Source organism: Dinghuibacter sp. (genome assembly GCF_035492835.1).
Classification (GTDB): domain Bacteria; phylum Bacteroidota; class Bacteroidia; order Chitinophagales; family Chitinophagaceae; genus Dinghuibacter.
In genome coordinates, this window is record NZ_DATJIY010000045.1 from 22,854 (window position 1) to 49,621 (window position 26,768).

The following is a 26,768-nucleotide window of genomic DNA, read 5'->3' on the forward strand; positions in this document are numbered from 1 at the left end:
TTGCGGTGGGCCCAAACGGGTTCACCGTAATTTTTAGTTATATTCAACGCATGAAAAAACTCCTCTTCGTCCTCCTCGGAGCCCTCATAACAGCCACGACAACCGCCCAGGCGCCGCGTTCCTACAGCAGCGCGGACATCCTCCAGCAGCTCGGGCAACTCAAGGTCGTTGGCTCCGTCCTCTATATCGGCGCACACCCCGATGACGAAAACACCCGGCTCCTGGCTTACCTGGCCAAGGAGCGGAAGGTCCGCACCGCCTACCTCAGCCTGACCCGCGGAGACGGCGGTCAGAACCTGATCGGGGACGAGCAGGGCATCGAGCTGGGGCTCATGCGCACCCAGGAATTGCTCGCGGCCCGGCGGATCGACGGCGCGGAACAGTTTTTCTCCCGGGCATACGACTTCGGCTTTTGCAAAACCGCGGACGAAGCCCTGAAGATATGGGGCAAGGACTCCATCCTGGCGGACGTCGTTTGGGTGATCCGGAAGTTCCAGCCGGACGTCATCATCACCCGCTTCCCCCCGGACCGCCGCGCGGGTCACGGACACCACGCGGCATCGGCCATACTGGCGCGGCTGGCCTTTGACGCGGCCGCCGATCCCAACCGGTTCCCCGAGCAGTTCGCCTATGGCGTAAAACCCTGGCAGGCCAAACGCCTCCTTTGGAACACGTTCAACTTTGGCGGCGCTAACACCACGTCGGAAGACCAATTCAAGATGGACGTTGGCTCCTACAACGCCATCCTGGGCAAAAGCTATGGCGAGATCGCCGCCGAAAGCCGCAGCCAGCATAAGAGTCAGGGCTTTGGCGTCGCCTCAACAAGGGGCACGTCCTACGAATATTTCTCGACGACCGCGGGCGACGCCCCCAAGCACGACCTACTCGACGGTGTCGCCACCGACTGGAGCAGGGTAGGCGCCGCCGACCTGAATGCCGCCATCGACTCGTTGATACAGACCTACGACCCCAAAAACCCCGCCCTGAGCCTGCCCGCGCTCGAACGCCTGCTGAACCGGGTGATGACGCTGCCGCAGAGCGCCTGGCGGACCTACAAGCTGGACCAGATCTACACCCTGGAAAGCGCCTGCAGCGGTCTTTGGATGGAAGCCTATGTGACCCGGCCATACCTGGTCAAGGGCGAGACCGCCCAGGTCACGGTATCCCTGATCAACCGCACGAGCGAGCCCATCAAGGTCCGCCACATCCTCGTCGGGGGCCACGATACCGCCATCAGCCTGACCCTTCCCGTCAATACGCCCGTCAGCTACACATTCCCCTATACCGTGGACGAACGCGCGCCGCTGACCCAACCCTACTGGTTGCGCGAAGAAAAGACCGAAGGCCGCTTCTCGGTGCAAAGCCAAAAAGACATCGGCAAACCCCAGAACGATCCCCCGCTGGTAGCGGAATTTATCCTGGACGAAAACGGGATCCGTTTTGTCGGCACCCCGGTGATGTATAAGCATACCGATCCCGTCCGCGGGGAATTGTACCAGCCGATCGAGATCGTCCCCTCGCTGCTGGTCTATTTCGTGCCGGGTACGATACTCGATAATCTGGACCCCGTTTTCCATCCCCCGCTCAAGCTGACCGTAGTACCGACGACCAACATCACGGGCGCCAATTTGAGCATCGTCCTGGCGGACAGCAAACAGCGCATGCTGGTCTCGAAGGGGAAGGTGAACCTGGAACGCGACAAGTCCTATCAATATGACGTCCCCTACAACGAAGCGATGATGAAATCCGCCCGGGGAGAAGGCTTCGAGGTGTCCGTGCTGCTCAATCAGGGCGACACGTCCGCCAGCTATAGCGCGGGTCTGAAGGAAATCGACTATCCGCACATCCCCTTTATTCATTATTTCCACGGGACGGCCACCAAAGTGATCGGTGAGCCCGTAAAGGTCAGGGGCAAGCACCTCGGCTATATCGTCGGCGCCGGCGACAAAGTACCGTCCTGTCTCGAGCTGATGGGGTATACCGTGGAATTCCTCCGGGAAAACGACATCCTTGGGAACAACCTCTCCAGGTTCGACGCCATCGTCACGGGGGTTCGCGCGTTCAATACGCAACCCTGGCTAAAGAACGTCATGCCCGCGCTGATGGAATACGTGAAAGACGGAGGCGTCCTGGTCGAACAATACAACAACTTCAACGGTCTGGTCACCCCCAACCTGGGCCCCTGGCCGCTCCACGTCATCAACGCCCGGGTAACCGACGAAACCGCCAAGGTCGATTTCCTGGACAAAGGCGACCCGGCCCTGCACTATCCCAACGAAATCGGCCCCGCCGACTTTGACAACTGGGTACAGGAACGGGGTTTGTATTATATCGATACGGAGGGGCTGGACCCGCACTACAAGGCGCTTTTTTCGATGCAGGACCCCGACGAGTCGCCCCTGAACGGTTCGCTGATCGTCGGCCGCTACGGAAAAGGCAAGTTCGTGTATACGGCGCTGGCGTTTTTCCGCCAGCTCCCCGCGTCGGTCCCCGGCGCCTACCGTCTCTTCGCGAACCTGCTGGCGGCGCCGCAGAACCCTTGAGCCGCGCCGCCGCGGACCCCTGGGTTGCGCCGCCCCTCGAAATCTACCCGCGGTTGCGGTAAAGCACTTTATATTTGTCGAATGGCAGATAGTCGAAACAGAAAAGGCCCCGAGTTCGGCCTCATCGTGGGGGTAGTCCTGGGCATAGCGCTCGGTATGTTGTGGAAAGAAATGGCCGTCGGCGTCCTGGTCGGCGGCGGCATCGGTTTGCTGTTGTTTTCGCGAAGCCGTCGTGAAAAGGAAGAATAACACCCCCGGAGAAAGCGCGCCCCTGCTGGGCAGCTGGAGGGCCTGGTACGTGCTCGTTCTGATCGTACTGGCCTTGTGCGTAGGCGCGTTTTATTGGTTTACCAAATACTTTTCATGAGCAGCATCGACTGGATCGTCCTGGCCGCCACCCTGTTGGGCGTTATCGTCTACGGGGTGCTGAAAAGCCGCACGTCCAGGAGCCTGGACGGTTACTTTCTCGGCGACCGGGCGCTCCCCTGGTACATGATCCTGCTTAGCATTATGGGCACCCAGGCGAGCGCGGTGACTTTTTTGTCCGCCCCCGGCCAGGCCTATACCGACGGGATGCGTTTTGTCCAATATTACTTCGGGCTCCCGATCGCGATGGTGGTGTTGTGCGTCGTCTTCGTACCGTTGTACCACCGGCTCAAGGTCTATACGGCGTATGAGTACCTGGAGGGGCGTTTCGACGTCAAGACGCGGACGCTGACGTCCGCCCTTTTCCTGCTGCAACGCGGGCTGTCCACCGGGATCAGCATCTACGCCCCCTCCATCATCCTTTCTTCTCTCCTGGGCTGGAACATCTATTGGACCAACGTCGTTATGGGCGGCCTCCTGATCATCTATACCACGACAGGCGGCGCCAGGGCGGTGGCGTATACCCAACAGCTCCAGCTGATCGTCATATTCGCTTCGCTGGCCGTTGTCGGGTATATGGTCATCCACCTGCTGCCCGCGGGAGTGGGGTTTGTGGACGCCCTCCACATCAGCGGGAAGCTGGGCCGGCTCAACGCGCTCACAACAGGCAGCAATACCAAGCACGGCTTTGATTGGACCGACCGCTATAACATCTGGAGCGGGTTAGTCGGCGGTTTTTTCCTGGCGTTGTCCTATTTCGGGACCGACCAATCCCAGGTGGGCCGTTACCTCACGGCCAAAAGCATCCGGGAAAGCCGGCTGGGGCTGCTCATGAACGGGTTGGTCAAGATACCGATGCAGTTTTGCATCCTCCTGCTGGGCGCGCTGGTGTTTGTATTCTACCAGTTCTATCCCGCGCCCCTTTCCTTCAACCGGGTCCAGACCGACCGCGTCCAGGCCTCGGTATACCGGATAGAGGGCAACGCGCTACAGGCCCGGTACGACAGCTTGTCGATGCAAAAACAACTGGCCGCGACCGCCTACGCCGACGCGCTCAACCGTCACGACACCGCGGTACAGGACCACGCGGGCCTGCTCCTCCAGGGCCTCCGCCAAAAGGACCTCGCGCTCCGCAAGGACTTCCAGGCACTGCTCGGAAAACCGGGTTTGAAGGGGGGTGAGACTGACGACACCAACTATATTTTCCTGCGGTTTATCGTGGACTACCTGCCCCGCGGGTTGGTGGGTCTGGTGATCGCCATCATCTTCCTGGCCGCCTGGGGCAGCATTGCCGCGGCCCTTAATGCGCTGGCCTCCTGTTCCGTCGTCGACATCCATAAAAAGTTCATCCGCAAGGAATGCACCCACGAAGAGGACTACAGCGTTTCCCGCTGGTATACGCTGGGCTGGGGCGTTTTTTGCGTACTCACCGCGCAGTTCGCCTCCAACCTGGGGAGCCTGATCCAGGCCGTGAACATCCTGGGTTCGCTTTTTTACGGCACGATGCTCGGCATCTTCCTGGTTGCGTTTTACCTCAAACGCGCCGGTGGCGACGTCGTCTTCTGGAGCGCCCTGGTCGCCGAAGCCGGCGTGATTGCGCTGTTCGCGTGGTCGGACATCGGGTTCCTCTGGTTGAACGCTGTCGGCGCCCTGTCCGTCGTCGCGCTGGCGTGGATGGGTTCGTTTATTCGGCCCGCAAGCTCTTCACGGGGTTGACCGCCGCCGCGCGCAACGCCTGCGACCCTACCGTCACCAGGGCGATCAGCGCCGACAACACCGCGGCCCCGCCAAATACCCACCATTCCAACCCGATCCGATAGGCGTACCCCTGGAGCCAGCGGTACATGATCCAGCCCGCGATGGGAAAGGCGATCAGACAGGACAACAGCACCAGCTGGAGGAAGTCCATCGACAACAACCGCGCGATACTGGCCGGGGAGGCGCCCAGGACCTTCCGGATGCCGATCTCCTTGATCCTGCGTTCCGCCGTATACGCCGCCAGACCGAAGAGGCCCAGACAGGAAATGACGATTGCCAGGAGGGCAAAGACCCGGGATAATTTGGAGATGAGCATCTCGCCGAGGAACATGTTGTTGAATTGGTCGTCCACGAACGTATAGGTGAAGGGATAACCGGGATTTTCCTTTTTCAGGATGGCCTCCATCCTGGTGAGCGCCTTGTCGGTGGGGACTCCGTCCCGGAGCCGCACGTACATATAGGTGGAGGCGCCGGGGATACAGTAAAAGACCACCGGGTCCGCCTGACCGTACATATCCCCGTACACATAGTCCTGGACGACGCCCTTGACCGTCATGTTGATATTCCCGAAGGGGCTGTCGAAGGACAGCACCTTGCCGATCGCGCTGCCATTACCCATGAGCCGCTCCATCGAGGCGGTGACGATCACGCGCATCGCCGGCAGGTATTTGCCCTGCGATTGTACGACGCGCGCCAGGTCGACACTGTCCGTCGCCGTGAAGCCGACCCCTTCTTTCAGGCGCATACCCAGCGTCGACAGCAGCTCGGGGCTGCCCAGCCGTTGCGAAATGACGACGTGGCTGCCGGGGTCCTTGCCCGCCCAGCCGATACCGCCGGTATTGTTACCCGAATACAGCGTCGGATGGTCGGTGATCGCCGCGTTCTCCGCGATTCCCGCGTCGAGGAACGCCTGCCGGAGGGCGCCGAAGTCGCGGAGCATATTACCCTGCAGGTCCAGCTGGACCAGGTTGTTGCGGTTGAAGCCGAGGTTCCTGTCCTTGACATGCTGGATCTGCCGGTAGATCACGATCGTCCCGATGATCAGCACTATGGAGGCCGTAAACTGGAGCACCACCAGCCCTTTGCGGATCAGCGCCGCGCTCCCGTCTTTATCCTTGATCCCCTTGAGCACGAAAATGGGGTTGAAGGCGGACAGGTACAGCGACGGATAGCTCCCCGCGATCAGTCCGCAGCCCGCCGTCAGTATCGCCAGCGCCAGGAGGTGCGCGGGTTTCAGGAGCTCCAGCGCCAGGTTTTTCTGGACCAGCCCGTTAAAGGCGGGCAACGCCAGCTCCATGAACAACAGCGACACGAACATCGCCAGTACCGTCATGAAGAACGCCTCTCCCAGGAACTGCCGCACCAGGCTGAATTTTGCCGCGCCCAGCACCTTGCGGACGCCCACTTCCTTTGACCTCCTTTCGCTCCGGGCCGTCGCCAGGTTCATGAAGTTGATACACGCAATGAGCAGGATGATCCAGGCGATCAGGGAAAACAGGTGGACGTATTGTATGCGCCCACCCCCGGTCGGCACGCCGTTCTCGAACTGGTCGCGCAGCCGCCAGTCCTTCATGCCAAAGAGAAAGACGTGCACGGTCGACGTCCCTGTCTCCACCTTCTGGGTGGTGAAATCATAGTATGGATTCGACAGCTGCGCGTTGATGGCGTCCGGTTTGATCCCGGGGCCGAGGAGGACATAGGTCGTAATCCCGAAGTTCCGCCAGGTGGTAAAATTGTCGTGCGCTTTGAGATAGGTCTGGAAGGGCGCCAGCCAGTCGAACCGGAGCGACGAATTCGCCGGCGGGTCCTTGACGACCCCCGTGACGACAAAGGCGCCCTTCCGGTCCATTTGCACCACGCGGCCGAGGATGTTCTTGTCGTTCCCAAAGAACCTTTTAGCCGTGCTTTCCGTCACCACCAAGGCGTTGGGTTGCGCCAGCGCGCTTTCCGGGCTCCCTTCCACAAACGGCAGGGTAAAAAGGCCGAACACCGACGGATCGGTGTAGTAGCCCGAGGCATTCAGCGTTTTGTCGCCGATCCCGATCGCAGAGGCGGGATAGTCCTCCGACATCCGGCACGTCGACTCCACCCCCGAAAAACCCGCGATCACCGACGCCAGCGGCCCCGGGGTCGACGAGTGCGTGAACATCCCCTTATCCTCCCTGGAGTTCACCTTGACGATGTACAACCGGTCCTTGTTCACCTGGTTGTCGTTGAACGTCGTCTCGTCCTCCACCCACAGGAAAATCAGTCCCGCGCAGGCGATCCCGATCGCCAGACCGATGATATTCAGGAAGCTGTAAGCTTTGTTTTGTTTCAGGGACCTGAGGTAGTGCATACTGTATCGTTTTTATGGCTATTAGAATTTGACCTTTAATTTCCCCTTGGCCTTTTTACCCTTGCTCCATCCCGGACCCTGCTGCAGCAACCGTATCGCCTCCGCGTCACAGGAGTCGCAAAGCGATTTCGCCACGCTGATGTTCACCGGTTTTCCCGTCTCATCCACCTCAAAGGTCAGGTCCACTTCACCGTGGATATGGTTCACGATCGCCTGGTCAGGCAGCTGGAGGTTGCTGGAAATATAGTCGTTGTAGTTGCTCCACCCCTCCAGTGGCTGCGCCGCATTGGTATCCGTCACGGCATGATACGCGCCCATGGCCTTCCGGGCGAGCCCGGTTTTGGAGGTACCGTACCCGACCACGACCACTTCGTTGAGCCGGCTGGTATCCGGCGATAACTGCACGGCCGCGAGGTCGTTCAGCTGATAGGCATACAGCTCTTTGGACGTATACCCCACCGCCGTCACGACCACGCGCTGGCTATCCTGTGCGTTAAAACGGAAGTACCCCTTCCGGTCCGTCATCACATAATTATCGGTCGGTCCCACCTGCAGCGTGGCCCCCGGAATCGGCTGGTGGTTGTAATCGATCACCCTGTTTTGGAACATAGTCTTCGGGCTCGCCGGGAAAAACTGCTTCCCATTCACCCGTATCCTCGTGACCCGCTCGCCCTGTGCCACCACATTGCCGTCCTTGTCGACCGCCACACCCGGCAACTTTTTGAGCGCGTCTTCCGCGACGACGTTACCCGCGGGGGCCGCCGCCGGCACCGTCGCCATGGCGACCGTCGCCGAATCTATCTCCGTCGCCGGGGCTTTCGTCGTCGCCAATGCTCTCGCCTTCGTTGCTATCTTTTTCCGCGCCGGCCGCGACTTCCTTTCCACCGCCAAGGGCTGCCCCGACGGGACCGCATTCGGCTTCGCCACACCCGCCGCCGTATCCAGCGTCACGGCCTGCGGCGTCACCGCCACCGGCTTCATCGCCACCGCCCCGGGCGCCTTCTCACTCATCCGGTACGCCACTATCCCCGCCCCTCCGAGCACCACCACTGCGGCGGCCGCCACCCACCAGGCAACCCGCTTCCGATGCGGCCGTACCCGCTCCGCGAGCCTCTCCCGGAGCGCCGCCAGGTCCCCTGCCGCCTGGCCGGGCGCCAGCGACGCATACCCTTCCAGCGCCTCCTCCAAAAACGGGTCCTCCAGCGCCGCCCTTTCCAGGGCATGCCGCTCCGCCCCGGTCATCAGACCGTGGTGGTACCGCTCGATGTCGAGTGCGGTGAAGCGCTGGCTTACGCCCGCGCCGCGCTTGCTATCAGACTCCTTTTTGAACATGCGTGCGTCTCTCCATACATATTTTCAAATTCCTTCGCCCATTCTGTATCTGGCTCCTGACCTTGCTCCATTCCTGGCCGGTCAGGGCGCCGATCTCCTGGTAGGACTTGTTTTCCTCATAAAAAAGCGTGATCGTCCGTCGTTGCTCTTCCGGGAGCGCCTCCATACATTTCTCCAGCTTGCCGTATACTTCCTCATTGAGGTGCAATTCCTCCTCCAAATACACAAGTTCCGGCCCAAACTCCACTATTTTTCCCTTCCCTGTGGACCGCAGCTGCATCAGGCAATAGTTTTTTGTGACCCTATACAGCCACGACTTAAAGTATTCCACCGGGTACTTGGTGAGGTCCCGGACGATGACCTCGAATACCCCCATCACCGCGTCCCTGGCCAGCTCCGGGTCTTCCAGGTAACGCAGGCACAGACCGTACACGAGGTCCATATACCGCTCGTAAACGTCGGCCAGCGCCTGCAGGTCGCCCCCCTCCTGGTACGCCTTTACCAGCGCCTCATCGTCGAGAGACTCCGCCTTTTTTCCCCGTATAGACCGTAAAAAAGACATCCGTCAAGAAAATTAAGCAAAAACCGTATGTAATCCCGCCGGCTTTTGCACCTATAAGGAAAACGGCACCATGATTAAAGCTGCATGCCTCCTCCTGGCCCTCACCTATATCCTCCGCGCACCCGCCCAAATACCCGCGCACCAGGCCGCGCCACCCTACGCCGCCCCGCCGCTCGTCATACCGCCAAACACCACGCGCCCCCGACCCATCCCCCCGTCGTCCCCCCTCACCGAAACCAACTTCCAGGTCGAAGTCCGGGACCCCAACGGCAACCCCATCCCCCGCGCCTGCGTCAGCGTCCTCGAGACCCGCCTGCTCGTGGTCGCCGACCTCTCCGGTCGCTGCCTCTGTATCGCCCCGCCCGGAACAAGAGGGCTGACCCTTTTCGTCTCCGCCATCGGTTGCCTTCAGCAAAGACTGTACGTCCCCCTTCCCCCGGAAACCGCCGCGCCGGTCGTCGTCACCCTCCTCCCCGCCCAATCCATAGCCACAATCCTCCGTATCATTCCCTGCCAGGACCTGCTTACCGCTGAAACCCCGGGTGGTGCTGCTGCAACGTCTGCCGCAGGTACTCGCGGTCGAGGTGGGTGTATATTTCCGTGGTAGTGATGCTTTCGTGCCCGAGCATCTCCTGGACCGCGCGCAGGTCCGCTCCCCCCTCCACGAGATGGGTCGCAAACGAATGACGGAAGGTGTGGGGCGAGATGTTTTTGGTGATGCCGGCTTTTGAAGCGAGGTCCTTGATCACGTAAAAGATCATCACCCGTGACAGCGCGGACCCCCGCCGGTTTAAAAAAAGGATGTCCTCGCTGCCGGGTTTGATCGTCAGGTGCACCCGGATCTGTTCACAGTAGATCGCGATGTATTTTAGCGCGTCGCGCCCGATGGGGACCAGCCGCTCCTTGTCGCCCTTACCGATCACGCGGATAAAGCCCACGTCCGGATACAGACACGACAACCGCAGGGTCACCAGCTCGCTGACGCGGAGACCGCAGCTATAGAGGGTTTCCAGGATCGCGCGGTTGCGGCCGCCCTCGGGAGTACTGTGGTCGATCGAAGACAGCATACGCTCGATCTCGTCGAAGGTCAGCACGTCCGGCAAGGCCCGTTTGAGCTTTGGCCCCTCCAGGAGCTCGGTGGGGTCCACCCGCACGATCTGTTCGAGCAGGCAGTATTTGTAAAAAGATCGGAGTCCTGATAAGATGCGGCCCTGCGACGAGGGCGTCATGTGGAGCGAAGCGACCCATTGCAGGAAATGGCGCAAGTCATCCGTGGTCAGCTCGGACGGAGCGCGCGATAAAGACACGTGAAGCAGGTACTGCGTCAGCTTTTCCACATCCCCCAGGTACGCCTCCACCGAATGCTCCGATAAGGAACGCTCCAGCTGCAGGTAGGCTTTGAATCCTTTTTTATACGGCTCCCACAAGGTGCAAAAATGGTTTTGTCGACATTAAACCCTATTTTCGGTCTTTATTCGACAAAATTCGCATTTTCCGTCATGAATCTCCGCGCATTCAAGCAAAAACTCCACGATAAAAAACCAAGGCTCCGTCGCATCCTCACTAAAATCGAAAACGATCCCCCCGCCGGCCTGAACCACATGGCCGTGGGCGCCGACGCCCTGACCTGGAAAGACGTGGATTGCCTGACGTGCGGCAACTGCTGCCGGACGATGACCCCGACCTTTACGCCGGAGGATATCCGCCGTATTTCCGCCCACCTGTCGATGACGCCCGACGCCTTCCGCAAAAAGTGGCTTTTCAAGGATACCGACGGCGACTGGATGAACACCAAACAACCTTGTCAGTTCTTCAACACCGAAGACTTCAAGTGCTCCATCTATGAGGTTCGCCCCGCCGACTGCGCCGGGTTCCCTCACCTCACCAAGAATAAGATCACCGATTATATCCACGTTTACAAACAGAACGTAGAATACTGCCCCGCCACCCAACGCTGGGTAGAACACCTCGAGGGGATGATCACCGGCGCGAAGGTCCCGCCGCCGACGCCCCTGCTCCTCCAAGCGCCCCCCGCGGAACGCTAAAGGAAGGCCTACTTGTGTATCTCACTGGTAAAATGAAACTCGATCCCCGGGTTATTGGCCCGCTCCGTATTGAGGAACCACTCGCTTTGCGCCAGGTAGACGAGGTGCCCATCCTTGTCCTCGACGATATTGTTCTTGAACCGCGCAAAATCCTCCAGCTTATGCGGATCAGGAGAGGTGATCCAGCAAGCCTTAAAAAAGGGCAGGCTATTGAACTGGCAGGCCGCGCCGTACTCCTGTAACAAACGGTACTGGATAACCTCGAACTGCAGGTCGCCCACACAACCGATGATCTTGCGGTTCCCGCCGTGCTGGGTGAAGAGCTGGGCCACGCCCTCGTCGGTGAGCTGGCGGATGCCTTTTTCGAGCTGTTTGGTTTTCATCGGGTCCTTGTTGACCAGCTCCTTGAAGAGCTCGGGGGAAAAGGACGGGATGCCGGTGTAATAGAAGTCCTCGCCCTCCGTCAGGGTGTCGCCGATCTTGAACTGGCCGGTATCGAATAAACCGATGACGTCTCCCGGGTAGGCCTCCTCGATGACGTCCTTATCGCGCGCGAGGAACGAATACGGGTTGCTGAAACGGACGTCCTTCGACAGGCGGACGTGGTGATAGTAGGTATTGCGCTGGAACTTACCGGAGCAGACGCGCAGGAACGCGATCCGGTCCCGGTGTTTGGGATCGAGGTTGGCGTGTATCTTGAATATGAAGCCGCTAAAGGCGTCCTCCGAGGGCGACACCACCCGCACGTTGGTGGGGCGGGGGAGGGGCGCCGGCGCAATCCGGACAAAGGTGTCCAGCAATTCCCGAACGCCAAAGTTGTTGATGGCGCTCCCGAAGAAGACCGGCGCCACGCGCGCCGAGAGATAGTCCGGAACGTTCAATTCGCCATAGACGCCGTCAATCAATTCCACGTCTTCGCGAAGACGCGCCGCATCGGAAGGACCGACTTTTTCATCCAGCACGGACGATGCCAGGTCCTCGATCAGCACCGTGTCGTCCCCCGCCGCCTTGGTATTGGCGGTGAACAGCAGCAGGTTCTTATCGAAGAGGTTGTACACCCCCTTGAAGTCCCGCCCGTTGTTGATCGGCCAGGTGATCGGGTGGAGGTTGATGTGGAGTTCTTTTTCTATTTCTTCCAGGAGGTCGAACGGCTGCTTGCCATCCCGGTCCATTTTGTTGATAAAAACGATCACGGGCGTGTCCCGCATCCGGCAGACTTCCATCAGGCGACGCGTCTGCTCTTCGACCCCGTTCACGCTGTCCACCACGAGCACGACGCTGTCCACCGCCGTGAGCGTGCGATAGGTGTCCTCGGCGAAGTCCTTGTGGCCCGGCGTGTCCAGCAGGTTGATCAGCATGTCCTTGTATTCGAAGGTCATGACCGAGGTCGCCACGGAGATACCCCTTTGACGCTCGATCTCCATGAAGTCGCTGGTCGCGTGCTTTTTGATCTTGTTGCTTTTGACCGCCCCGGCGGTCTGGATGGCGCCGCCGAACAGGAGGAATTTCTCCGTCAGCGTGGTCTTACCGGCGTCCGGGTGCGATATGATGGCGAACGTCTTGCGACGCTGTATCTGGTCGTTGTACTTATTCATGGGCGCGCAAAGGTACGAACAAATCAGCCAGGAATTTCCTATCTTCCCACGGTCGAAAATCACGTATTGGTAATTTTTTGAATGCATGGTGGCCAGAGAAACGAGGAATTATTCGTCTTACCCGGACGCTGAACTGCTGTCGCTGCTGGCGACGGGTGACGAGCAGGCGTTTACCGAGCTGTACAACCGCTATTGGGAGCGCCTTTTATATGTGGCCGGGACAAAGATGAGGGACCTTGCGATCGCCGAGGAGCTGGTACAGGACGTGTTCCTGGACCTCTGGAGCCGGCGGGAAACCCTGGACGTCCGGGGCGAATTGAGCGCCTACCTGGCCGTCAGCATGAAATACAAGGTGATCAACATACAGGCCCGCCAGAAAAGGGCGGCGGATTATAAAAAATCCCTCGGAGACGCAGCCGATCACTCCACCGAGCACCTGGTGAGTTTCGACGACCTCCGCCACCGCCTGGAATCATTAGTCCAGGGGCTCCCCGAAAAATGCCGGATCACCTTCCGGTTATCCCGCGAAGCCGACCTCTCCCATAAGGAAATCGCCAGCCACCTCCACGTCAGCGAAAAAGCCGTCGAGGCGAACCTCACCCGGGCGATCAAGTCCATCCGTAAGGGCTTGTCATATTTTTTTTAAAAACATATGTAGGGTTTGGGCCATTTCAATTGACAATATCTAAAAGGGACTTTCTTGGAGGAAAACGAAAGGATTCGAACGCTTGCCCAAAAATGGCTGGATGGCAGCATAACCCCGGAAGAGGAACGGGAGTATGCCGACTGGTACAACCGGACCGAAGGTACGCTGGACGTCCCCGAAGACCGTGAGGCGATCAAAGCGCGCATGATGCGGAACATCGCGGAAGGCTTGCCGCGGGAGCACAAGACCTATCGCCTTTGGTGGGCCGCCGCGGCCGCCGTCGCGCTGACCGCCATTATCGGTTATGCAACGCTCCGCCGGACGACCCCTGAAAAGACAGACAAACCGGTGCCTGCAATTGCGGCGGCTGGCAAAGATATCCTGCCCGGCAAAACCGGCGCCCTCCTTACCCTGGCAAACGGACAAACCATCTTGCTTGACACGGCCCGTAACGGCCAACTGGCGCAAGCCGTCACCAAAACGAACACCGCCCTGACCGTACAAGGTCAGAGCGAAACCGCGTACAACACGCTAACCACCCCGCGCGCCCGGCAGGAACAACTCGTCCTGTCGGACGGTACCAAGGTATGGCTGGATGCGGAATCGAGCATCCGTTTCCCGGAGACCTTCGGCGCCCAGAGAAGGGTGGAGATAGAAGGCCAGGCCTACTTCGAAGTAGCCAGGGACGCGTCCCGGCCCTTTATCGTGGCGACGCCGCGCACGACGGTACGGGTCCTGGGCACGAGCTTTAATGTGAGTGCGTATTCTGGCGAGAATACCGTCACGACCCTCGTCGAGGGTTCCGTACGGGTTGCGACCGCAACGGACAGCGTACAATTAGTGCCTGGTCAACAAAGCATCGATGAAGCGGGCAGCCAAGGCTTGGGCGGCGGCTCCCTGCGCAAAACACCGGCGGACGTGGAGTTAAGCACCGCCTGGAAAAATGGCCTCACCGCCTTCCGGAAGGCCTCCATCCAGACGATCATGCAACAGGTCCGGCGATGGTATGACGTGGACGTCGAGTACAAGGGCCGGCTCCCGGAGCGGACCTTCACCGGGGAAATCCCGCGCGCCGCCAACCTGTCCCAACTACTGAAACTCTTTGAAATCAGCAATATCCATTTTACTATAGACGCCGAACACAAAAAACTGGTGGTAATGCCATAAGGCGGCGTTCATCAATAAAACACACCGAAACTATGCAATTGAGACTGCTGCGCCCGCACAGACTGGCCGTGCTATGGGCATGCCTGGCCTTCGTCCAGGTAAACGCCCAGAAGATTACCCTCTCGGAAGATAAGGCGCCCCTGGAAAAGGTCCTCCGTTCCATCGGCCAGCAAAGCGGGATGCGCGTCTTTTATGAAGACGCCCTCATGGAAAAAAGCCGCCCCGTCACCATCCACGTGACAGGCGCCCGCCTGGACACCACCCTCAACCTGGTTTTCAGCAACCAGCCCCTGACCTGGGAGATCGTCGGGAACTCGGTCATCGCGATCAAAGAGCGCCCTGAAACAAAACTAACCGCGAAAGGACGCGTGCTCAATGACCAGGGCGAACCCTTATCCGGGGTCAGTGTGCTGATAAAAGGCGCTCAAAAGGGTACCACGACAAATGCGGCAGGCGAATTCGAGATAAACCTCGACGCCCCGGCGACGTTGGTCTTCTCCAGCACAAACACGGAACCAAAGGAAGTGCGCGCCAACGGCAAGGAACCCCTGGTCATAAAGCTAAACACGAAGGTCCAGCAGATCTCCGACGTCGCCATCACCGTCTCCAACGGCTACACCGAAATCAGCAAGGAAAGCTTCACCGGCACCGCCATCACCGTCTCCGGCGCGGACCTCAAAAAGGTAGACCCCAACAACGTCCTTCGCAGCCTGCAGAGCTTCGACCCTTCCTTCAAGATCGTCGACAACAACCTGGCGGGGTCCAACCCCAACGCCCTGCCTAACATCAACGTCCGCGGCTCCACCGCCCTGCCCGCGGGCGGCAATACCATCATCAGCCGGGACAACCTGTCCGGGACCGTGAACCTGCCCACTTTCATCATGGATGGCTATGAGGTCAGCCTCGAGCAGGTGTACGACCTCGACATCAACCGGATCAAGTCCATCACCCTTCTCAAGGACGCCGCGGCCACCGCGGTCTATGGTTCCCGCGCCGCCAACGGGGTCGTCGTCATCACCACCTTCCCGCCCAAGGCCGGGAAGCTCCAGGTGACCTACAACTACGAGCTCAATACGACCACGCCCGACCTGACCCAATACCACGTGCTCGACGCCAGCCACAAGCTGCAATACGAAAAGCTCGCCGGGCTGTATGACGCCGCGAACAACACGGTCATGAGCCAGGACCAGCTCGACGACCTCTATTACCACAAGCTAGGGCAGGTGCTTGGCGGGGTCAACACCTATTGGCTGAGCCAACCCCTGCAAACCACCTTTGGCCAGAAGCACTCCGTCTATCTCGAGGGCGGCTCCGGTCCCTTCCGCGTCGGCCTCGCCGCCCGCTACCAGACCGCGCCCGGCGTCATGCGAGGCTCAGGCCGCGACCGCTACTCCACCGAGCTCACGCTGTCCTACAACCTGAGCTCCAGGCTATTGTTCCGCAACGACATCACCGCGACCCAGGTAAATGCCAAGGCCTCGCCCTATGGCGACTTCGCCACCTATGCCCGGATGAATCCCTATTATCCCAAGACCGATTCCACGGGTCGTATCATCCAGGTCGTGGACAGCTGGACCGATAGGCAAGGAGGCTATGTAACCACCACGCCCGTACTCAACCCCATGTACGACGCTACGCTGAACAGTTTCAACAAGGATTCGTACTTCCAGTTCGTGGACGCCTTTACCGCCGACTGGACGATCATCGACGGCCTCCGCCTTCGCGGGCAGATCAGCGTCGACCGGACGGACGGGACGACCAACCAGTTTGTCTCCCCCCAGGCCAACGCCTATTACGGCTACACCTCCACCCAGATCAACCAGCGGGGCAGCTACACCTACGGGGACAGCGTCAACACCACCGTAGACGGGAACCTGACGCTGAACTACAATAAAGAGGTCCACGGCCACTTCTTCAACGTCCTGGTGGGTTCGAATATCCAGACCCGGCTCACCAATATGAAGTCCTTTCAAGCTACGGGCTTTAGCAATGACCAGTTCCCGGACATCGGTTTCGCCTATGCCTATGCCTCCGGTACGACCCCCACGAGCACGATCGACCAGCAACGGTTGTTCGGAATGCTCGCCTCGGGCAACTACTCCTACAGAGACAAGTACCTGATGGACCTTACTTTCCGGGAAGACGGCTCGTCGCTGTTCGGAAGCAACTCCCGGATGGCGCCGTTCTCCTCCGTCGGTATCGGCTGGAACCTCCACAAAGAGGACTTCATGAAGGGCTCCCCCTTTAGCCGGCTTAAGATCCGCGCCAGTACCGGGCTTACCGGCAGCGTGTCGTTCAGCCCGTATATGGCGCAGACGACGTATCAATACTATACCGGTAACTGGTACTCTACCGGAGTCGGCGCCACGGTCATCGGCTACGGGAACCCCAACCTCCAATGGCAAAAGACCCACGAGACCGACCTGGGGATGGAGATCGGTTTTTTGGACGACCGCATCCTCATCATGCCCCGCGTCTACAACAAGCTCACGACCGGGCTGGTGTCGGACGTCTCCCTGCCGCCGTCCACCGGTTTTGGGTCCTACCTCGATAACATCGGAAACATGCGCAACCAGGGAGCGGAGCTTAATATTCAGGCAGGCATCGTCCGCACCCGGGATTTCAGCTTGAACCTGACCGCGGCCTTCACGCACAATACCAATACCATCGTCAAGATATCGGACGCCCTGAAGGCCTATAATACGAAGGTCGACTCCGCCCAGCTTTCGAGCGCCAATATGGGCGCGCCCCTGCTGCGGTACCAGGAGGGACAATCGCTGAACACGATTTACGCCGTCCGCTCCCTGGGGATCGACCCGGAGAATGGGAAGGAGCTGTTCGTCAAAAAAGACGGGACCCTGACCTACAACTGGAACGTAAACGACATCCAGCCGGTGGGGAACACCGATTCCAAAGTGGAGGGTTTCTTCACCACCAGCAGCCGGTATAAGCAGTTCAACCTCCAGGTGACGTTTTATACCCGCTGGGGCGGGCACCTCTACAACCAGACGCTGGTGGACAGGGTGGAGAACGCCGATCCCCGCTACAACGTGGACGACCGCGTGCTCTCGGAGCGGTGGGAGAAGCCGGGCGACCACGTTTTTTTTAAAAATATAGCCGACCTCGGAACGACACAGGTCTCTTCCCGCTTTGTGCAACGGGATAACGTGCTCGCGTTACAGTCGATTTACCTGTCGTATGACGCGGGCCACGCGATTTACGCCAGGCTGGGTATGAAGGGCCTCCGGTTCTCCTTCACCACCAACGACCTGTTCTGGTGGGGGTCCGTCAAACAGGAGCGCGGGATAGACTATCCGTACGCGCGCAGTTTTACCACCTCCTTACTCGCCACCTTCTAAAGAAAATCGTATGAGACAATATATCATCCTGACGTCCGTACTCCTGCTGGGAATCTCCTGCAAAAAGTGGCTGAACGTCACTCCCCAGACGCAGATAGCCTCCCAGGACCTCTTCAAGACCCAGGCCGGCTTCGAGGAAGCGCTCAACGGCGTGTACACCCGTTGCGGCCAGGCCGACATCTATGGCCAGGAGCTGACGTGCGGGTTGCTCGACGTGCTGGCGCAGGACTACAGCCTGTCGACCGTCAACGACCCGCTGTCCTATCTCCAGTCTTCGGAATTCAACTATGCCGATGCGTACTTCCTCAACCGGGAGAACAGCATCTGGTCCGGTTTATACAACGCCATCGTCAACTGTAACCTGATCCTGGCCAACGTCGACCAGCAAAAGGCGCTTTTCACCGGGAACGAGTACGCACTGGTCAAGGGCGAGGCCCTGGCGCTCCGGGCCTACCTCCACTTCGACGCGCTCCGTCTTTTTGGTCCATCCTATGTGAGTAATTCCTCGGCCCCCGCCGTCCCGTATGTCACCACCTATTCCAACAAGGTAACGGGTTTGTCCAGCGTCTCTGCCGTGGTCAAAGACGTGATCAACGACCTGCTGCAGGCAAAGACGATCCTCGCCCCCGCGGACTCCATCCGCAACTCGGACTATATCGTCGGTTACCCCAGCGACCCGAACCAGACAGAGACCACGTCGACGAACCTGTTCGAGCAGAACCGCCGGCACCGGATGAACTACTACGCCGTTTGCGGGGAGCTCGCCAGGGCCTATCTCTTCGAGGGAGACAACGCCGACGCCCTGGCCAGCGCGCTCGAGGTCATCAACGCCAAAAAGTTCCCCTGGACGGCTCAGGCCGATTTCATCAACGCCGATCCTACCAAACAGGACCTGATCCTCTATAAGGAGCTGGTGTTTGGCTGGTACATCCCCTGGCAGACCACGGCCCTGACCAACCTCTTCCAGACCGGCGCGTCCGGTTTGTTCCTCCAGCCCGCCGACGCCCAGTATATCTATGAGGCTGCCGGGGTGGGAGGGGAGGACCTCCGTTACAAAGAGTGGATGCAGATCGCCGTTAGCGGCGTCGTCCAGCTGTCCAAGTACAAACAGAACCCGAGCGCCACCGCGAACGACCCGACCGCCAACATCTGCCCGCAGGTGGCGCCCGCCATCCGGTTGAGCGAGATGTACTACATCGCCGCCGAAGCCTCCTTCGACCAGGACCCGGCCGGCGCCCTGGCGTATGTCAACACGGTCCGCGCGCAGCGGGGGATCGGTACTCCACTGACCGATTCGACCAAGACCCAGTTCCTGACCGACCTCATCCGCGAAGCGCGCAAGGAATTCTTTGGAGAAGGCCAGATATTCTACCTGTACAAACGACTGAACACGTCCATCGTCGGGTCGTCCGGCATCGTCATCGCTCCCAGCGACAAGATATTCGTATTGCCCCTGCCTGTTAACGAAACCGAATTTGGAGGATAGCCATGAAAAAAATGATTTCCTTAGCCGTGGTCCTGGCCGCCGTGGCGTGCGGTCGTCACAACGAGCTGATTTATAACAGCCCCGCCAACGTGTATTTCAATTTCAATGCGCAGCAGCAGGACAGTATCCTGTATACCTTCGCTTTCGACCCCAGCAAGGAGTCGGACACGCTGTACCTGCCGGTGCAGCTGTCCGGCACGAGGGTGAACAAAGACCGCACTTTCCTGCTCAAAGCGGAGCAGGACTCTTCGACCGCACAGCCTTACGTACACTACAAGCCTTTCGACAGCGTCTATACGTTGCCCGCGAACGCCGGCGGCATCCTGGTGCCGCTCGTGATCTACAACACCGATTCACTCCTGCAGTACCGCTCGGTCATGCTGAAGTTCCGGTTGTTCCCGACGGCCGACCTGGGGACGAACCTGCCGGAGCTGATCTATGGCAAGTGCGTTTTCTCCAGCAAGCTGGAGCGGCCCGACTGGTGGGGCATGTGGATGGGCGACTATTTTTCGCAGGTCAAATACCAGCTCTTTATCATCACCACGGGGCAGGACACGCTCTCGACGAACGGCCTCGACGCGCCCAAAAACCTGTATTTCGTCAGCCTGCTGACGACGTTCCTTTCCGACCCGTACACGTGGCTGGCGCGGAACCAGGCCTCCGGGTATGTGATGGCGCAACCGGTGGACGGTGTGTCGTATTTCTACAATACGGCCAACCCCGCGAAAAAGATATTGTACCAGTACGACGCGCAGGCCAACCAATATTTCTTCATCGATGAAAACGGACAGGAGGTCCACTAGACATGAAACGTCATTTTACTATCCTGGCTTGTTTGCTCGCGGTTGCGTGCTACAAGGATAAAGGCAACTACAGCTATCATCCCGTCGGGCAGCCCGTCATCACCAACCTCGACACGGTCTATAGCGTATACGTGGGCGATAGCCTGGTGGTCGACCCGACCATCACCATCCCCGGGAGCAACGGCAAGCTCGGTTTTCTCTGGACCATCAGCGACCCCGATCTCACGGACACGAATACCCATTTCACGGGGCCTGCGCTCAGGATCGTATTCGGGTTGGGCGCCCAGCGGTATTATACGCGGTTAACGATCACCGACAGCTCCAACATGATGAAGTACTTCGAGGACTTCGTGATCAGCGGCAAGACCGCCTTTTCGCAGGGGACGACCGTGTTGACCCTGGAGAACGGCGTGACCCAGGTGTCGTTTATCAAACCCAACGATTCCGTCCAGCCGCGGATATTCCAGGCCGTTAACCCCGGCGAGGCGTTGCCCGCGAACCCCACCCAGCTCCTCGAAGTCCCGGAAGCTTACCAGTCGGACATACAGACCTATTGGGTCTTTGGCATGAACGGCGTCAACCCGGGTGTGCAGATCGACGCCAATACGTTCAAGAAAAAGGAAAACCTCGCCGACAATTTCTTTAGCGTTCCCGACACCACGCTGACTCCTTATAGGATGTTCGTGGACCCCCTCGGCGTGATCTCCGGCAACATCAACGGCACGCTCTATTCCGGCACCACCGAGACCTGGAACCAAGCGCCCACCTACGGGATGTTCGACCTCGGCGCCCAGGGTAACTACTATCTTTCCCCCGAAGTCATCTTCAACTATACCGGTGTTTACGGTCCGGGGAATTTTGTCGGCTTTGACGAAAAAGCCAGCCAGTTTGTCCGGTTTAACCTCTACGGTGGCATCGTATACTTCGGCGCCAACTACACCGTCCTCGACACGGCATTCGACCCGACGAACCTGGGCATGACCATCGTCCACGCCCAGGAGATCAACGGCGGTCTTTGTTATGCCTATGCCAAGTCTCCCGGGAACGACACCCTCTACGAGTTGAAGTTCGACGCCGAGTTCAACGGCCCGTTCACGTTTGACGCCATCTGGAAACGACCGTTCATCCGGCAGGACCTGATCACCCCGGGTATGCTCTGGCAGTCGACGCCCAACGAGATACTCTATTTCACCAATGGGGCGACGATATACCGGTACAACCCCACCAATCAGCAGGTCGTGGCGCTCAACGCCTCTTTAGGCGGGAAGAATGTCACCATGATCAAGGTTTCCGACGATGGCAACACCCTCTACGCCGGCGTCGACGGCAGCCTTTTTTACCTCGACATCTCGACCGGGAACAACGGGAACCTGATAAAAAGGATCGACGGCCTGCCGGGGACCGTGATCGATATGACTATCCGAAACAGTTAAAACATCCCCCAACCTCAAACAGTTAAAATTAGCATGAATATGAAGCACAGTTTTATGATTCTAGCCTTGCTGCTCGGCGGTCTGACCCTTTCCGCCCAGTCGCCTTTTACCGTCAACGGCCACATCAAGGGCCTCCCCGACGGCCAGATATACCTGGCATACGGCTCCTATGCAACGATGAAGGCCGATACCGTCCTGGCCGCCAATGGGGATTTCGTGTTCAAGGGTACTGTGGAGGAACCCTCCTACGCGATGCTCTTTACCCACGATTTCAGCACCAAGATCGACCTGTTTATAGACAAGGGCGCCGTCACGATCCGCGGGGACGTGGATTCGTTTTATGACTATCACGTCAGCGGCCCCGCCGCCACGAACGACTACGCCGCCTACAACCAGGCCCAGCTCGATCTGCGCAAGCCCGTCCAGGTGGTCTACTCGAAGATGCTCGACGCCTATAAGGCCGGCGATTCCGCCGCGCTCAAGGGCTATAAGGTGGAATACGACACCGCTTTTCATGCCCAGTCCGTCGCCGCCCGCGCCCTCCAGCGCCGGTACATCGCGGAGCACACCCGGAGCTATGGCGCCGCCTGGGAGCTGATGCACTACCTGGACGGCAACAACCTGGCGGAAAGCCAGAAGCTGTTCGACGCCCTCGACCCCGCGGTACAACAGTCCATCCAGGGCAAGGAAGTCAGCAGCCGCCTGCAGCTGCTCGCCGGCGTCGAAGTCGGCAAACCCGCCCCGAACTTTACCGAAAACGACCTCGCCGATCACCCCGTCAGCGTCGCCGACTATAAGGGCAAATACGTCCTGGTCGAATTCTGGGCCAGCTGGTGCGGTCCCTGCCGCGCCGAGTCCCCGAACCTCAAGGTCGCCTACGGCAAGTACAACGCCAAGGGGTTCAACGTCCTGGCCGTCTCCCTGGACAGCAAAAAGGACCTTTGGGCCGAAGCCGTCCAAAAGGATGGCCTGCCCTGGACCCAGGTATCCGACTTGAAAGGTTGGAAGAACGACGCGGCCGCGCTGTACGGCGTACACGCCGTGCCCGCCAACTTCCTGGTGGGACCCGACGGCAAGATCGTCGCCCGGGACCTCCGCGGTGAGGCGCTGGGGAAAAAGCTCGCGGAACTCTTCCCCTAGCCGTCGAAATGTTGTAGGTTTGAGGCGTGCGGAAGACCATCAACATACTCGCCACCAGTTTTCGCATGGCGCTCGACGAGCTGCGGAAGAACCGCCTGCGGAGCTTCCTATCCCTCTTCGGCATCACCATCGGGATATTTTGCATCATCGCGGTGCTCGCTACCGTCGACAGCCTCGACAGTTCCGTCCACAAGGAGCTGGAGGCCATGGGCACCAATACCATATTCGTTGAAAAATGGCCGTGGGGCGGGGGATCGGACTACCCCTGGTGGAAGTACATCACCCGCCCCGCGCCAAAATATCAGGAACTGCGGTACATAAAGGACCGCGCGGACTATGCCGCGCACGCCGCCATTTTCTTTAACGGGCAAGCCAACATCGAATACGGGAACGACGTCCTCACCAACGTCAACTGGTATGGCGTCACCGACGAATACAACCAGATCCAGACCGTGGATATTGGCTACGGCCGGTATATCCTGCCCTCCGAGTTCCAGTATGGCAACCCGGTGGCCGTGATGGGTTTCACCGTCGCCCAGAAATTGTTCGACAACCCGGTTTCCGCCGTTGGCAAAACCGTCGTGATCAAAGGCCGCCAGGTCCAGATCGTGGGGATCATCAAAAAGCAGGGGAGCTCCCTCCTTGGCGGATGGGATTTCGATAACGCCACCATCATTCCCTATGTCTTTTGCACATCGATCGCCAACGTGCATAACCAGAATATGAGCATCCTGGTCCGTGGCAAGGACGGCATCCCGGTGGATGAAGTCAAGGGCCAGCTACGCGGCATCATGCGCTCCGTCCGCCGGCTCAGTCCCAAGCAGGACGATAATTTCGCGCTCAACGACGTTACCAGCGGCACCTCCGAGCTGAACTCCATCTTCGGGGGTATGACTGTCGGCGGCTTTGCCATCACCATCCTCTCGTTTATCGTCGGTATCTTTGGCGTAGCCAACATCATGTTTGTCACCGTCCGTGAACGCACCCCGATGATCGGTCTCAAAAAGGCCATCGGCGCCAAGCGCCGGACCATATTACTGGAGTTTCTATTGGAATCTGCTTTCCTTTGCGTCATCGGCGGTCTTATCGGTCTTTTTATGGTCTTCCTGCTGACCTTCGTGCTCAGCGCCGCGCTCAATTACACCGTCTCCATCTCGCCCAAGCTCTTTATCGGCGCGATCTCGTTCTGTATATTCACCGGCATGCTCGCGGGCATTATCCCCGCTTCGATCGCCGCCCGGATGGACCCGGTCAAAGCGATCCGGAGCTAGCGATCCACTCCTGGACCCGCGCGCGGTTTTCGCGGCTGACCGGGATCCTGGCATCTCCCACCACCAGCCCGGCGCCTTCCAGCTTCTCGATCTTGTTCAGGGCCACGATATATGACTTGTGCACTTTAACGAAGTCCGGCCCCGGTAACCGCTCCACCATCGATTTGATCGACCCATAGGTGATAATCTTCCGGCGTTCCAGGTGAATCAGCACGTAGTTCAGCCGTGCCTCGATGTATCGTATATCTTTCAGATGAATCCTTTCCAGGCCCTTATCCGTTCGCACCGCCAAACATTCCTGTTTTTCGTACAGCGCCTTCGCCTTGTTCGCCGTCATCAGGAACCGTTGAAGCGTCACCGGCTTCAGCAGGTAGTCCAGCACGTTCAGCTCATACCCTTTGATCGCATATTCCGGGAACGCCGTCGTAAATACGATCGGTATGTCCTTATTGAGCCGTTGCGCCAGCGCGATCCCGCTAAACCCCGGCATCTCGATGTCCAGGAACAACAGGTCCGCATCTCCGATCAGGTCCGGTACCTTTAACGCATCCCCCGTCGACGCCGTTAGCGTAAGAAACGGCACCTGCCCGATCAGCTGCCGCATCCCCTCCCGCGCGATCGGTTCGTCGTCCGCGACGACGCAGCGTAAGATTAAAGGTGGAGGTCCAGGCATACGGTGTACATTTCGGGTTCATCCATTATGGTGAGCTTGTGCCGCCCCGGATACAACAAGTCGAGGCGCCGCCGCACATTCGCCAGGCCAATGCCCCCTGTCTCTTTTCCGCCGCCCCCCGTGCCGCCCCCGGCGGCGCTCCTCGTGTTCGTCCCCTCGAAGTGCAGTTTACCAGGCGCCAGTGTGAGCCGCCCACTGATCAGATTTCCTCCTTCGGGCCGGTTCGATACATGCTTGAACATGTTCTCCACGAAAGGGATCAGCAGGAACGGCGCCACCTTTTTCTCTGTCGCTTCGCCGCTTTGCTCCCACGTAATCTCATAACGCTCGTCTTTCCTCAGCCGTTGCAGCTGCATATAGTTGTTGAGATACGCAATCTCCCGCTCCAGCGGCACCAGCTCACTGGTACACTCGTACAGCTGATACCGAAGCATATCCGAAAACGTCGACAGCGTCTCGCGCGCGTCCACCCCCGGCATCGCCATCTGTACATAAATCGTGTTCAGCGAATTGAACAAAAAGTGCGGATTGATCTGCGCCCGCAGGTACGTCAGCTCCGTCGCCACCTTTTCACGCCGCGCCTGCATCCAACCCATCGCCAGCCGCACCACCACCCCCGTCGCCGCGCCGAGGAACGCGATAAAGAACCGGTTCCGCTGCATCGCGTCATAGGTCCAGTTGAAGCTGAAGTGAACCGGCGCCACCATTTCCCTCAGCAGGATCTGCATCACCCCATACATGATCCCCCCCGCCACGCCGACCGAAACGACAAACGCCAGCGCGAACCGCCACCGGCTCCTGTGATGGAACAGCCGCGGCGTCACCCACGCATACAGCGCATAAAAAGACAGGACGATGGCCCCCGTATCGTACGCCGTAAATAGCCACCGGTTCCCTTCGTCGCTGACATAGAAGTACACCAGTCGTTCCCAAAGGAAAAAGAAGATAACCCACCCCAACAGCTGCGCGGCAAGCTTTTTCGTGCCCTGCGTGGCCAGTTTTTTCATCCCCCCAAAGTACGAAGTCCCCCGCGTCGGCGCGCTACTGCTTCGCCCCGATGCTATAAATATGGCGCTCGTTGCTATAATACATTTGCACGTCGCCGGCCGCCGGGCAATTTTTGTAAAAAAAGATGCTCCCGCTCCTCGCCATAATCCTCACGCTCCACGCCGATACCGTCACTCCGGCCCAGGCGTTCGCCGAGCTCGACTCCATGAGCACAAACCCGCGCACGCTGCTTTGGGTCCGCCCGCTCGTGGGTCCCATGCTCTTCGTCAACGTCGACACCCGAGCCGTCTACGCCAACCGCCCGGACGTCCCCGCCACGCTGCCCGATACCGTCGCCATCGCCAACACCTCCGTCTACTGGAACGGCCGCCGCTGGGCGATGGTCATCCTGCCGCTCCCGGAGAACCGTGACCGCCGCCTGAACCTTTTGCTGCACGAATCCTTCCACCGCATCCAGGACTCCCTGGACCTTCCCCCACGCAGCCCGATGGCCGGCTACCTGGACAGCCGTGACGGCCGGCTATGGCTCCGCCTGGAGTTGCGCGCGCTATCCCACGCTTTGGGTCAGCCCATCGACAAACGCGCCTACGACCTCCAAAGCGCCTTGCTCTTCCGCGCCGGGCGCTACGCCCTCCACCCCGGCGAAGACTCGATCGAACACGCCCTCGAATGGAACGAAGGCCTCGCCGAATTCACGGGCGTCTACGCCAGCGGCATCTTCCTCCAGGACACCGCCTACCTCCCCGGCACCGTCCGTGCCGACACCGCGCGTCCCTCCTTCACCCGCTCCTTCGCCTACCTCACCGGCCCCCTCTACGGCATCCTCCTGTCGCAGCGCGACCCGACCTGGACGCGCCACGTGACACCCACCGACAATTTCGAGTCAGAAATCCGCCGCGTCTATAACCTGCCCGCCACCTCGCCGGCGCGCACCGCGTCCGCCGCCGCCGCGCGGGCCGATGCCTACGACGGCCCCCGCATCCGCGCCGAAGAAGACGCCCGCGACGCCCGCCACCAGGCCAAGGCCCGCGCCTACCGCGCCCGACTCGTCGACGGCCACGTGCTCACCTTCACCACCGGCAGCCAGATGCGGATATCCTTCAACCCCAACAACCTCTTCGACCTCACCCCCTACGGCACCGTCTACCCTACCATGACCATGTCCGATGAATGGGGCGCTCTCACGGTGACCGACGGTGTCCTCTTCAAAGACTGGAAATACGTCACCCTGGCCCTCGACTCC

21 protein-coding genes are annotated in these 26,768 nt (G+C 59.5%); 14 read left to right on the plus strand and 7 right to left on the minus strand.

Annotation, left to right across the window (positions count from 1 at the left end; genetic code table 11):
- Positions 1-50: 50 nt before the first annotated feature.
- The 3 genes from VL547_RS04085 (at position 51) to VL547_RS04095 (ending at position 4,625) form a co-directional block, all read left to right on the plus strand.
- Complete coding sequence (locus tag VL547_RS04085) at positions 51-2,543, plus strand: PIG-L family deacetylase (RefSeq protein WP_325575474.1); 2,493 nt, start codon at positions 51-53, stop codon at positions 2,541-2,543.
- An 81-nt stretch (positions 2,544-2,624) separates the two neighbouring features.
- Positions 2,625-2,792, plus strand: a complete 168-nt coding sequence (locus VL547_RS04090; RefSeq protein WP_325575476.1) for a hypothetical protein — start codon at positions 2,625-2,627, stop codon at positions 2,790-2,792.
- Positions 2,793-2,906: 114 nt separating this feature from the next.
- Positions 2,907-4,625, plus strand: a complete 1,719-nt coding sequence (locus VL547_RS04095; protein ID WP_325575478.1) for a sodium:solute symporter — start codon at positions 2,907-2,909, stop codon at positions 4,623-4,625.
- On the opposite strand, the gene VL547_RS04100 is transcribed toward VL547_RS04095, so the two are convergent.
- The 3 genes from VL547_RS04100 to VL547_RS04110 are packed head-to-tail and all read right to left on the minus strand — an operon-like array spanning position 4,594 to position 8,899.
- On the minus strand, positions 4,594-7,005 hold the full coding sequence (locus tag VL547_RS04100; protein WP_325575480.1) for an ABC transporter permease: 2,412 nt from the start codon (positions 7,003-7,005) through the stop codon (positions 4,594-4,596). The genes VL547_RS04095 and VL547_RS04100 overlap by 32 nt on opposite strands.
- 21 nt (positions 7,006-7,026) lie before the next feature.
- On the minus strand, positions 7,027-8,337 hold the full coding sequence (locus VL547_RS04105) for an energy transducer TonB (protein ID WP_325575482.1): 1,311 nt from the start codon (positions 8,335-8,337) through the stop codon (positions 7,027-7,029).
- Positions 8,318-8,899 carry a sigma-70 family RNA polymerase sigma factor gene (locus VL547_RS04110; protein ID WP_325575484.1) on the minus strand — a complete coding sequence of 194 codons (582 nt, stop codon included), beginning with the start codon at positions 8,897-8,899 and terminating at the stop codon, positions 8,318-8,320. The genes VL547_RS04105 and VL547_RS04110 overlap by 20 nt, the downstream gene beginning before the upstream one ends.
- A 70-nt stretch (positions 8,900-8,969) precedes the next feature.
- Here VL547_RS04110 and VL547_RS04115 point away from each other — a divergent pair, with 70 nt between their 5' ends.
- Positions 8,970-9,506, plus strand: coding sequence for a hypothetical protein (locus VL547_RS04115; RefSeq protein WP_325575486.1), 537 nt, complete (start codon positions 8,970-8,972; stop codon positions 9,504-9,506).
- Here VL547_RS04115 and xerD read toward each other — a convergent pair.
- Complete coding sequence (xerD, locus tag VL547_RS04120; protein ID WP_325575488.1) at positions 9,424-10,326, minus strand: site-specific tyrosine recombinase XerD; 903 nt, start codon at positions 10,324-10,326, stop codon at positions 9,424-9,426. The genes VL547_RS04115 and xerD overlap by 83 nt on opposite strands.
- Before the next feature lie 72 nt (positions 10,327-10,398).
- On the opposite strand from xerD, the gene VL547_RS04125 reads away from it, so the two are divergent.
- A complete protein-coding gene (locus VL547_RS04125; protein ID WP_325575490.1) occupies positions 10,399-10,944 on the plus strand; it encodes a YkgJ family cysteine cluster protein in 546 nt (181 codons plus the stop codon).
- 8 nt (positions 10,945-10,952) lie between these two features.
- On the opposite strand, the gene VL547_RS04130 is transcribed toward VL547_RS04125, so the two are convergent.
- Positions 10,953-12,539, minus strand: a complete 1,587-nt coding sequence (locus tag VL547_RS04130) for a peptide chain release factor 3 (RefSeq protein ID WP_325575492.1) — start codon at positions 12,537-12,539, stop codon at positions 10,953-10,955.
- A gap of 85 nt (positions 12,540-12,624) precedes the next feature.
- On the opposite strand from VL547_RS04130, the gene VL547_RS04135 reads away from it, so the two are divergent.
- Genes VL547_RS04135 through VL547_RS04170 form a run of 8 tightly spaced genes read left to right on the plus strand, consistent with a single transcriptional unit; the run spans position 12,625 to position 23,844 of the window.
- The gene (locus tag VL547_RS04135) at positions 12,625-13,185 is read left to right on the plus strand and encodes an RNA polymerase sigma-70 factor (protein WP_325575494.1); all 561 of its coding nucleotides are present in this window, start codon (positions 12,625-12,627) and stop codon (positions 13,183-13,185) included.
- A gap of 54 nt (positions 13,186-13,239) precedes the next feature.
- The gene (locus VL547_RS04140) at positions 13,240-14,352 is read left to right on the plus strand and encodes a FecR family protein (RefSeq protein ID WP_325575496.1); all 1,113 of its coding nucleotides are present in this window, start codon (positions 13,240-13,242) and stop codon (positions 14,350-14,352) included.
- A gap of 32 nt (positions 14,353-14,384) precedes the next feature.
- Positions 14,385-17,711, plus strand: a complete 3,327-nt coding sequence (locus VL547_RS04145; RefSeq protein WP_325575498.1) for a SusC/RagA family TonB-linked outer membrane protein — start codon at positions 14,385-14,387, stop codon at positions 17,709-17,711.
- Between the two features lie 10 nt (positions 17,712-17,721).
- Positions 17,722-19,197, plus strand: coding sequence for a RagB/SusD family nutrient uptake outer membrane protein (locus tag VL547_RS04150; RefSeq protein ID WP_325575500.1), 1,476 nt, complete (start codon positions 17,722-17,724; stop codon positions 19,195-19,197).
- A gap of 2 nt (positions 19,198-19,199) precedes the next feature.
- A complete protein-coding gene (locus tag VL547_RS04155) occupies positions 19,200-20,000 on the plus strand; it encodes a DUF4843 domain-containing protein (protein WP_325575502.1) in 801 nt (266 codons plus the stop codon).
- 32 nt (positions 20,001-20,032) lie between these two features.
- Entirely contained in the window at positions 20,033-21,433 is a 1,401-nt protein-coding gene (locus tag VL547_RS04160) for a PKD-like family lipoprotein (protein WP_325575504.1), read from the plus strand.
- 39 nt (positions 21,434-21,472) lie between these two features.
- The gene (locus VL547_RS04165) at positions 21,473-22,573 is read left to right on the plus strand and encodes a TlpA disulfide reductase family protein (RefSeq protein WP_325575506.1); all 1,101 of its coding nucleotides are present in this window, start codon (positions 21,473-21,475) and stop codon (positions 22,571-22,573) included.
- A gap of 26 nt (positions 22,574-22,599) precedes the next feature.
- Complete coding sequence (locus VL547_RS04170) at positions 22,600-23,844, plus strand: ABC transporter permease (protein ID WP_325575508.1); 1,245 nt, start codon at positions 22,600-22,602, stop codon at positions 23,842-23,844.
- Here the strand turns inward: VL547_RS04170 and VL547_RS04175 are convergent.
- Both VL547_RS04175 and VL547_RS04180 read right to left on the minus strand, forming a co-directional pair.
- Positions 23,825-24,517 (minus strand): LytTR family DNA-binding domain-containing protein, encoded by a 693-nt coding sequence (locus VL547_RS04175; protein WP_325575510.1) that lies wholly within the window; start codon positions 24,515-24,517, stop codon positions 23,825-23,827. The genes VL547_RS04170 and VL547_RS04175 overlap by 20 nt on opposite strands.
- A complete protein-coding gene (locus VL547_RS04180; protein WP_325575512.1) occupies positions 24,496-25,524 on the minus strand; it encodes a sensor histidine kinase in 1,029 nt (342 codons plus the stop codon). Before VL547_RS04180 ends, VL547_RS04175 begins: the two co-directional genes overlap by 22 nt.
- A gap of 125 nt (positions 25,525-25,649) precedes the next feature.
- Here VL547_RS04180 and VL547_RS04185 point away from each other — a divergent pair.
- Positions 25,650-26,768 (plus strand): hypothetical protein (locus VL547_RS04185; RefSeq protein WP_325575514.1); only part of this gene is annotated, 1,119 nt, incomplete at its 3' end.

Excerpts from the sequence above, each read along its gene's own strand:
- VL547_RS04130 (WP_325575492.1), bottom strand. The coding sequence starts at position 12,539 with ATGAATAAGTACAACGACCAGATACAGCGTCGCAAGACGTTCGCCATC.
- VL547_RS04180 (WP_325575512.1), bottom strand. The coding sequence starts at position 25,524 with ATGAAAAAACTGGCCACGCAGGGCACGAAAAAGCTTGCCGCGCAGCTG.
- VL547_RS04095 (WP_325575478.1), top strand. The coding sequence starts at position 2,907 with ATGAGCAGCATCGACTGGATCGTCCTGGCCGCCACCCTGTTGGGCGTT.
- VL547_RS04090 (WP_325575476.1), top strand. The coding sequence starts at position 2,625 with ATGGCAGATAGTCGAAACAGAAAAGGCCCCGAGTTCGGCCTCATCGTG.
- VL547_RS04085 (WP_325575474.1), top strand. The coding sequence starts at position 51 with ATGAAAAAACTCCTCTTCGTCCTCCTCGGAGCCCTCATAACAGCCACG.
- VL547_RS04125 (WP_325575490.1), top strand. The coding sequence starts at position 10,399 with ATGAATCTCCGCGCATTCAAGCAAAAACTCCACGATAAAAAACCAAGG.
- VL547_RS04100 (WP_325575480.1), bottom strand. The coding sequence starts at position 7,005 with ATGCACTACCTCAGGTCCCTGAAACAAAACAAAGCTTACAGCTTCCTG.
- VL547_RS04105 (WP_325575482.1), bottom strand. The coding sequence starts at position 8,337 with ATGTTCAAAAAGGAGTCTGATAGCAAGCGCGGCGCGGGCGTAAGCCAG.
- VL547_RS04115 (WP_325575486.1), top strand. The coding sequence starts at position 8,970 with ATGATTAAAGCTGCATGCCTCCTCCTGGCCCTCACCTATATCCTCCGC.
- VL547_RS04165 (WP_325575506.1), top strand. The coding sequence starts at position 21,473 with ATGAAGCACAGTTTTATGATTCTAGCCTTGCTGCTCGGCGGTCTGACC.
- VL547_RS04145 (WP_325575498.1), top strand. The coding sequence starts at position 14,385 with ATGCAATTGAGACTGCTGCGCCCGCACAGACTGGCCGTGCTATGGGCA.
- VL547_RS04155 (WP_325575502.1), top strand. The coding sequence starts at position 19,200 with ATGAAAAAAATGATTTCCTTAGCCGTGGTCCTGGCCGCCGTGGCGTGC.
- VL547_RS04150 (WP_325575500.1), top strand. The coding sequence starts at position 17,722 with ATGAGACAATATATCATCCTGACGTCCGTACTCCTGCTGGGAATCTCC.
- VL547_RS04110 (WP_325575484.1), bottom strand. The coding sequence starts at position 8,899 with ATGTCTTTTTTACGGTCTATACGGGGAAAAAAGGCGGAGTCTCTCGAC.
- VL547_RS04175 (WP_325575510.1), bottom strand. The coding sequence starts at position 24,517 with ATGCCTGGACCTCCACCTTTAATCTTACGCTGCGTCGTCGCGGACGAC.
- VL547_RS04135 (WP_325575494.1), top strand. The coding sequence starts at position 12,625 with ATGGTGGCCAGAGAAACGAGGAATTATTCGTCTTACCCGGACGCTGAA.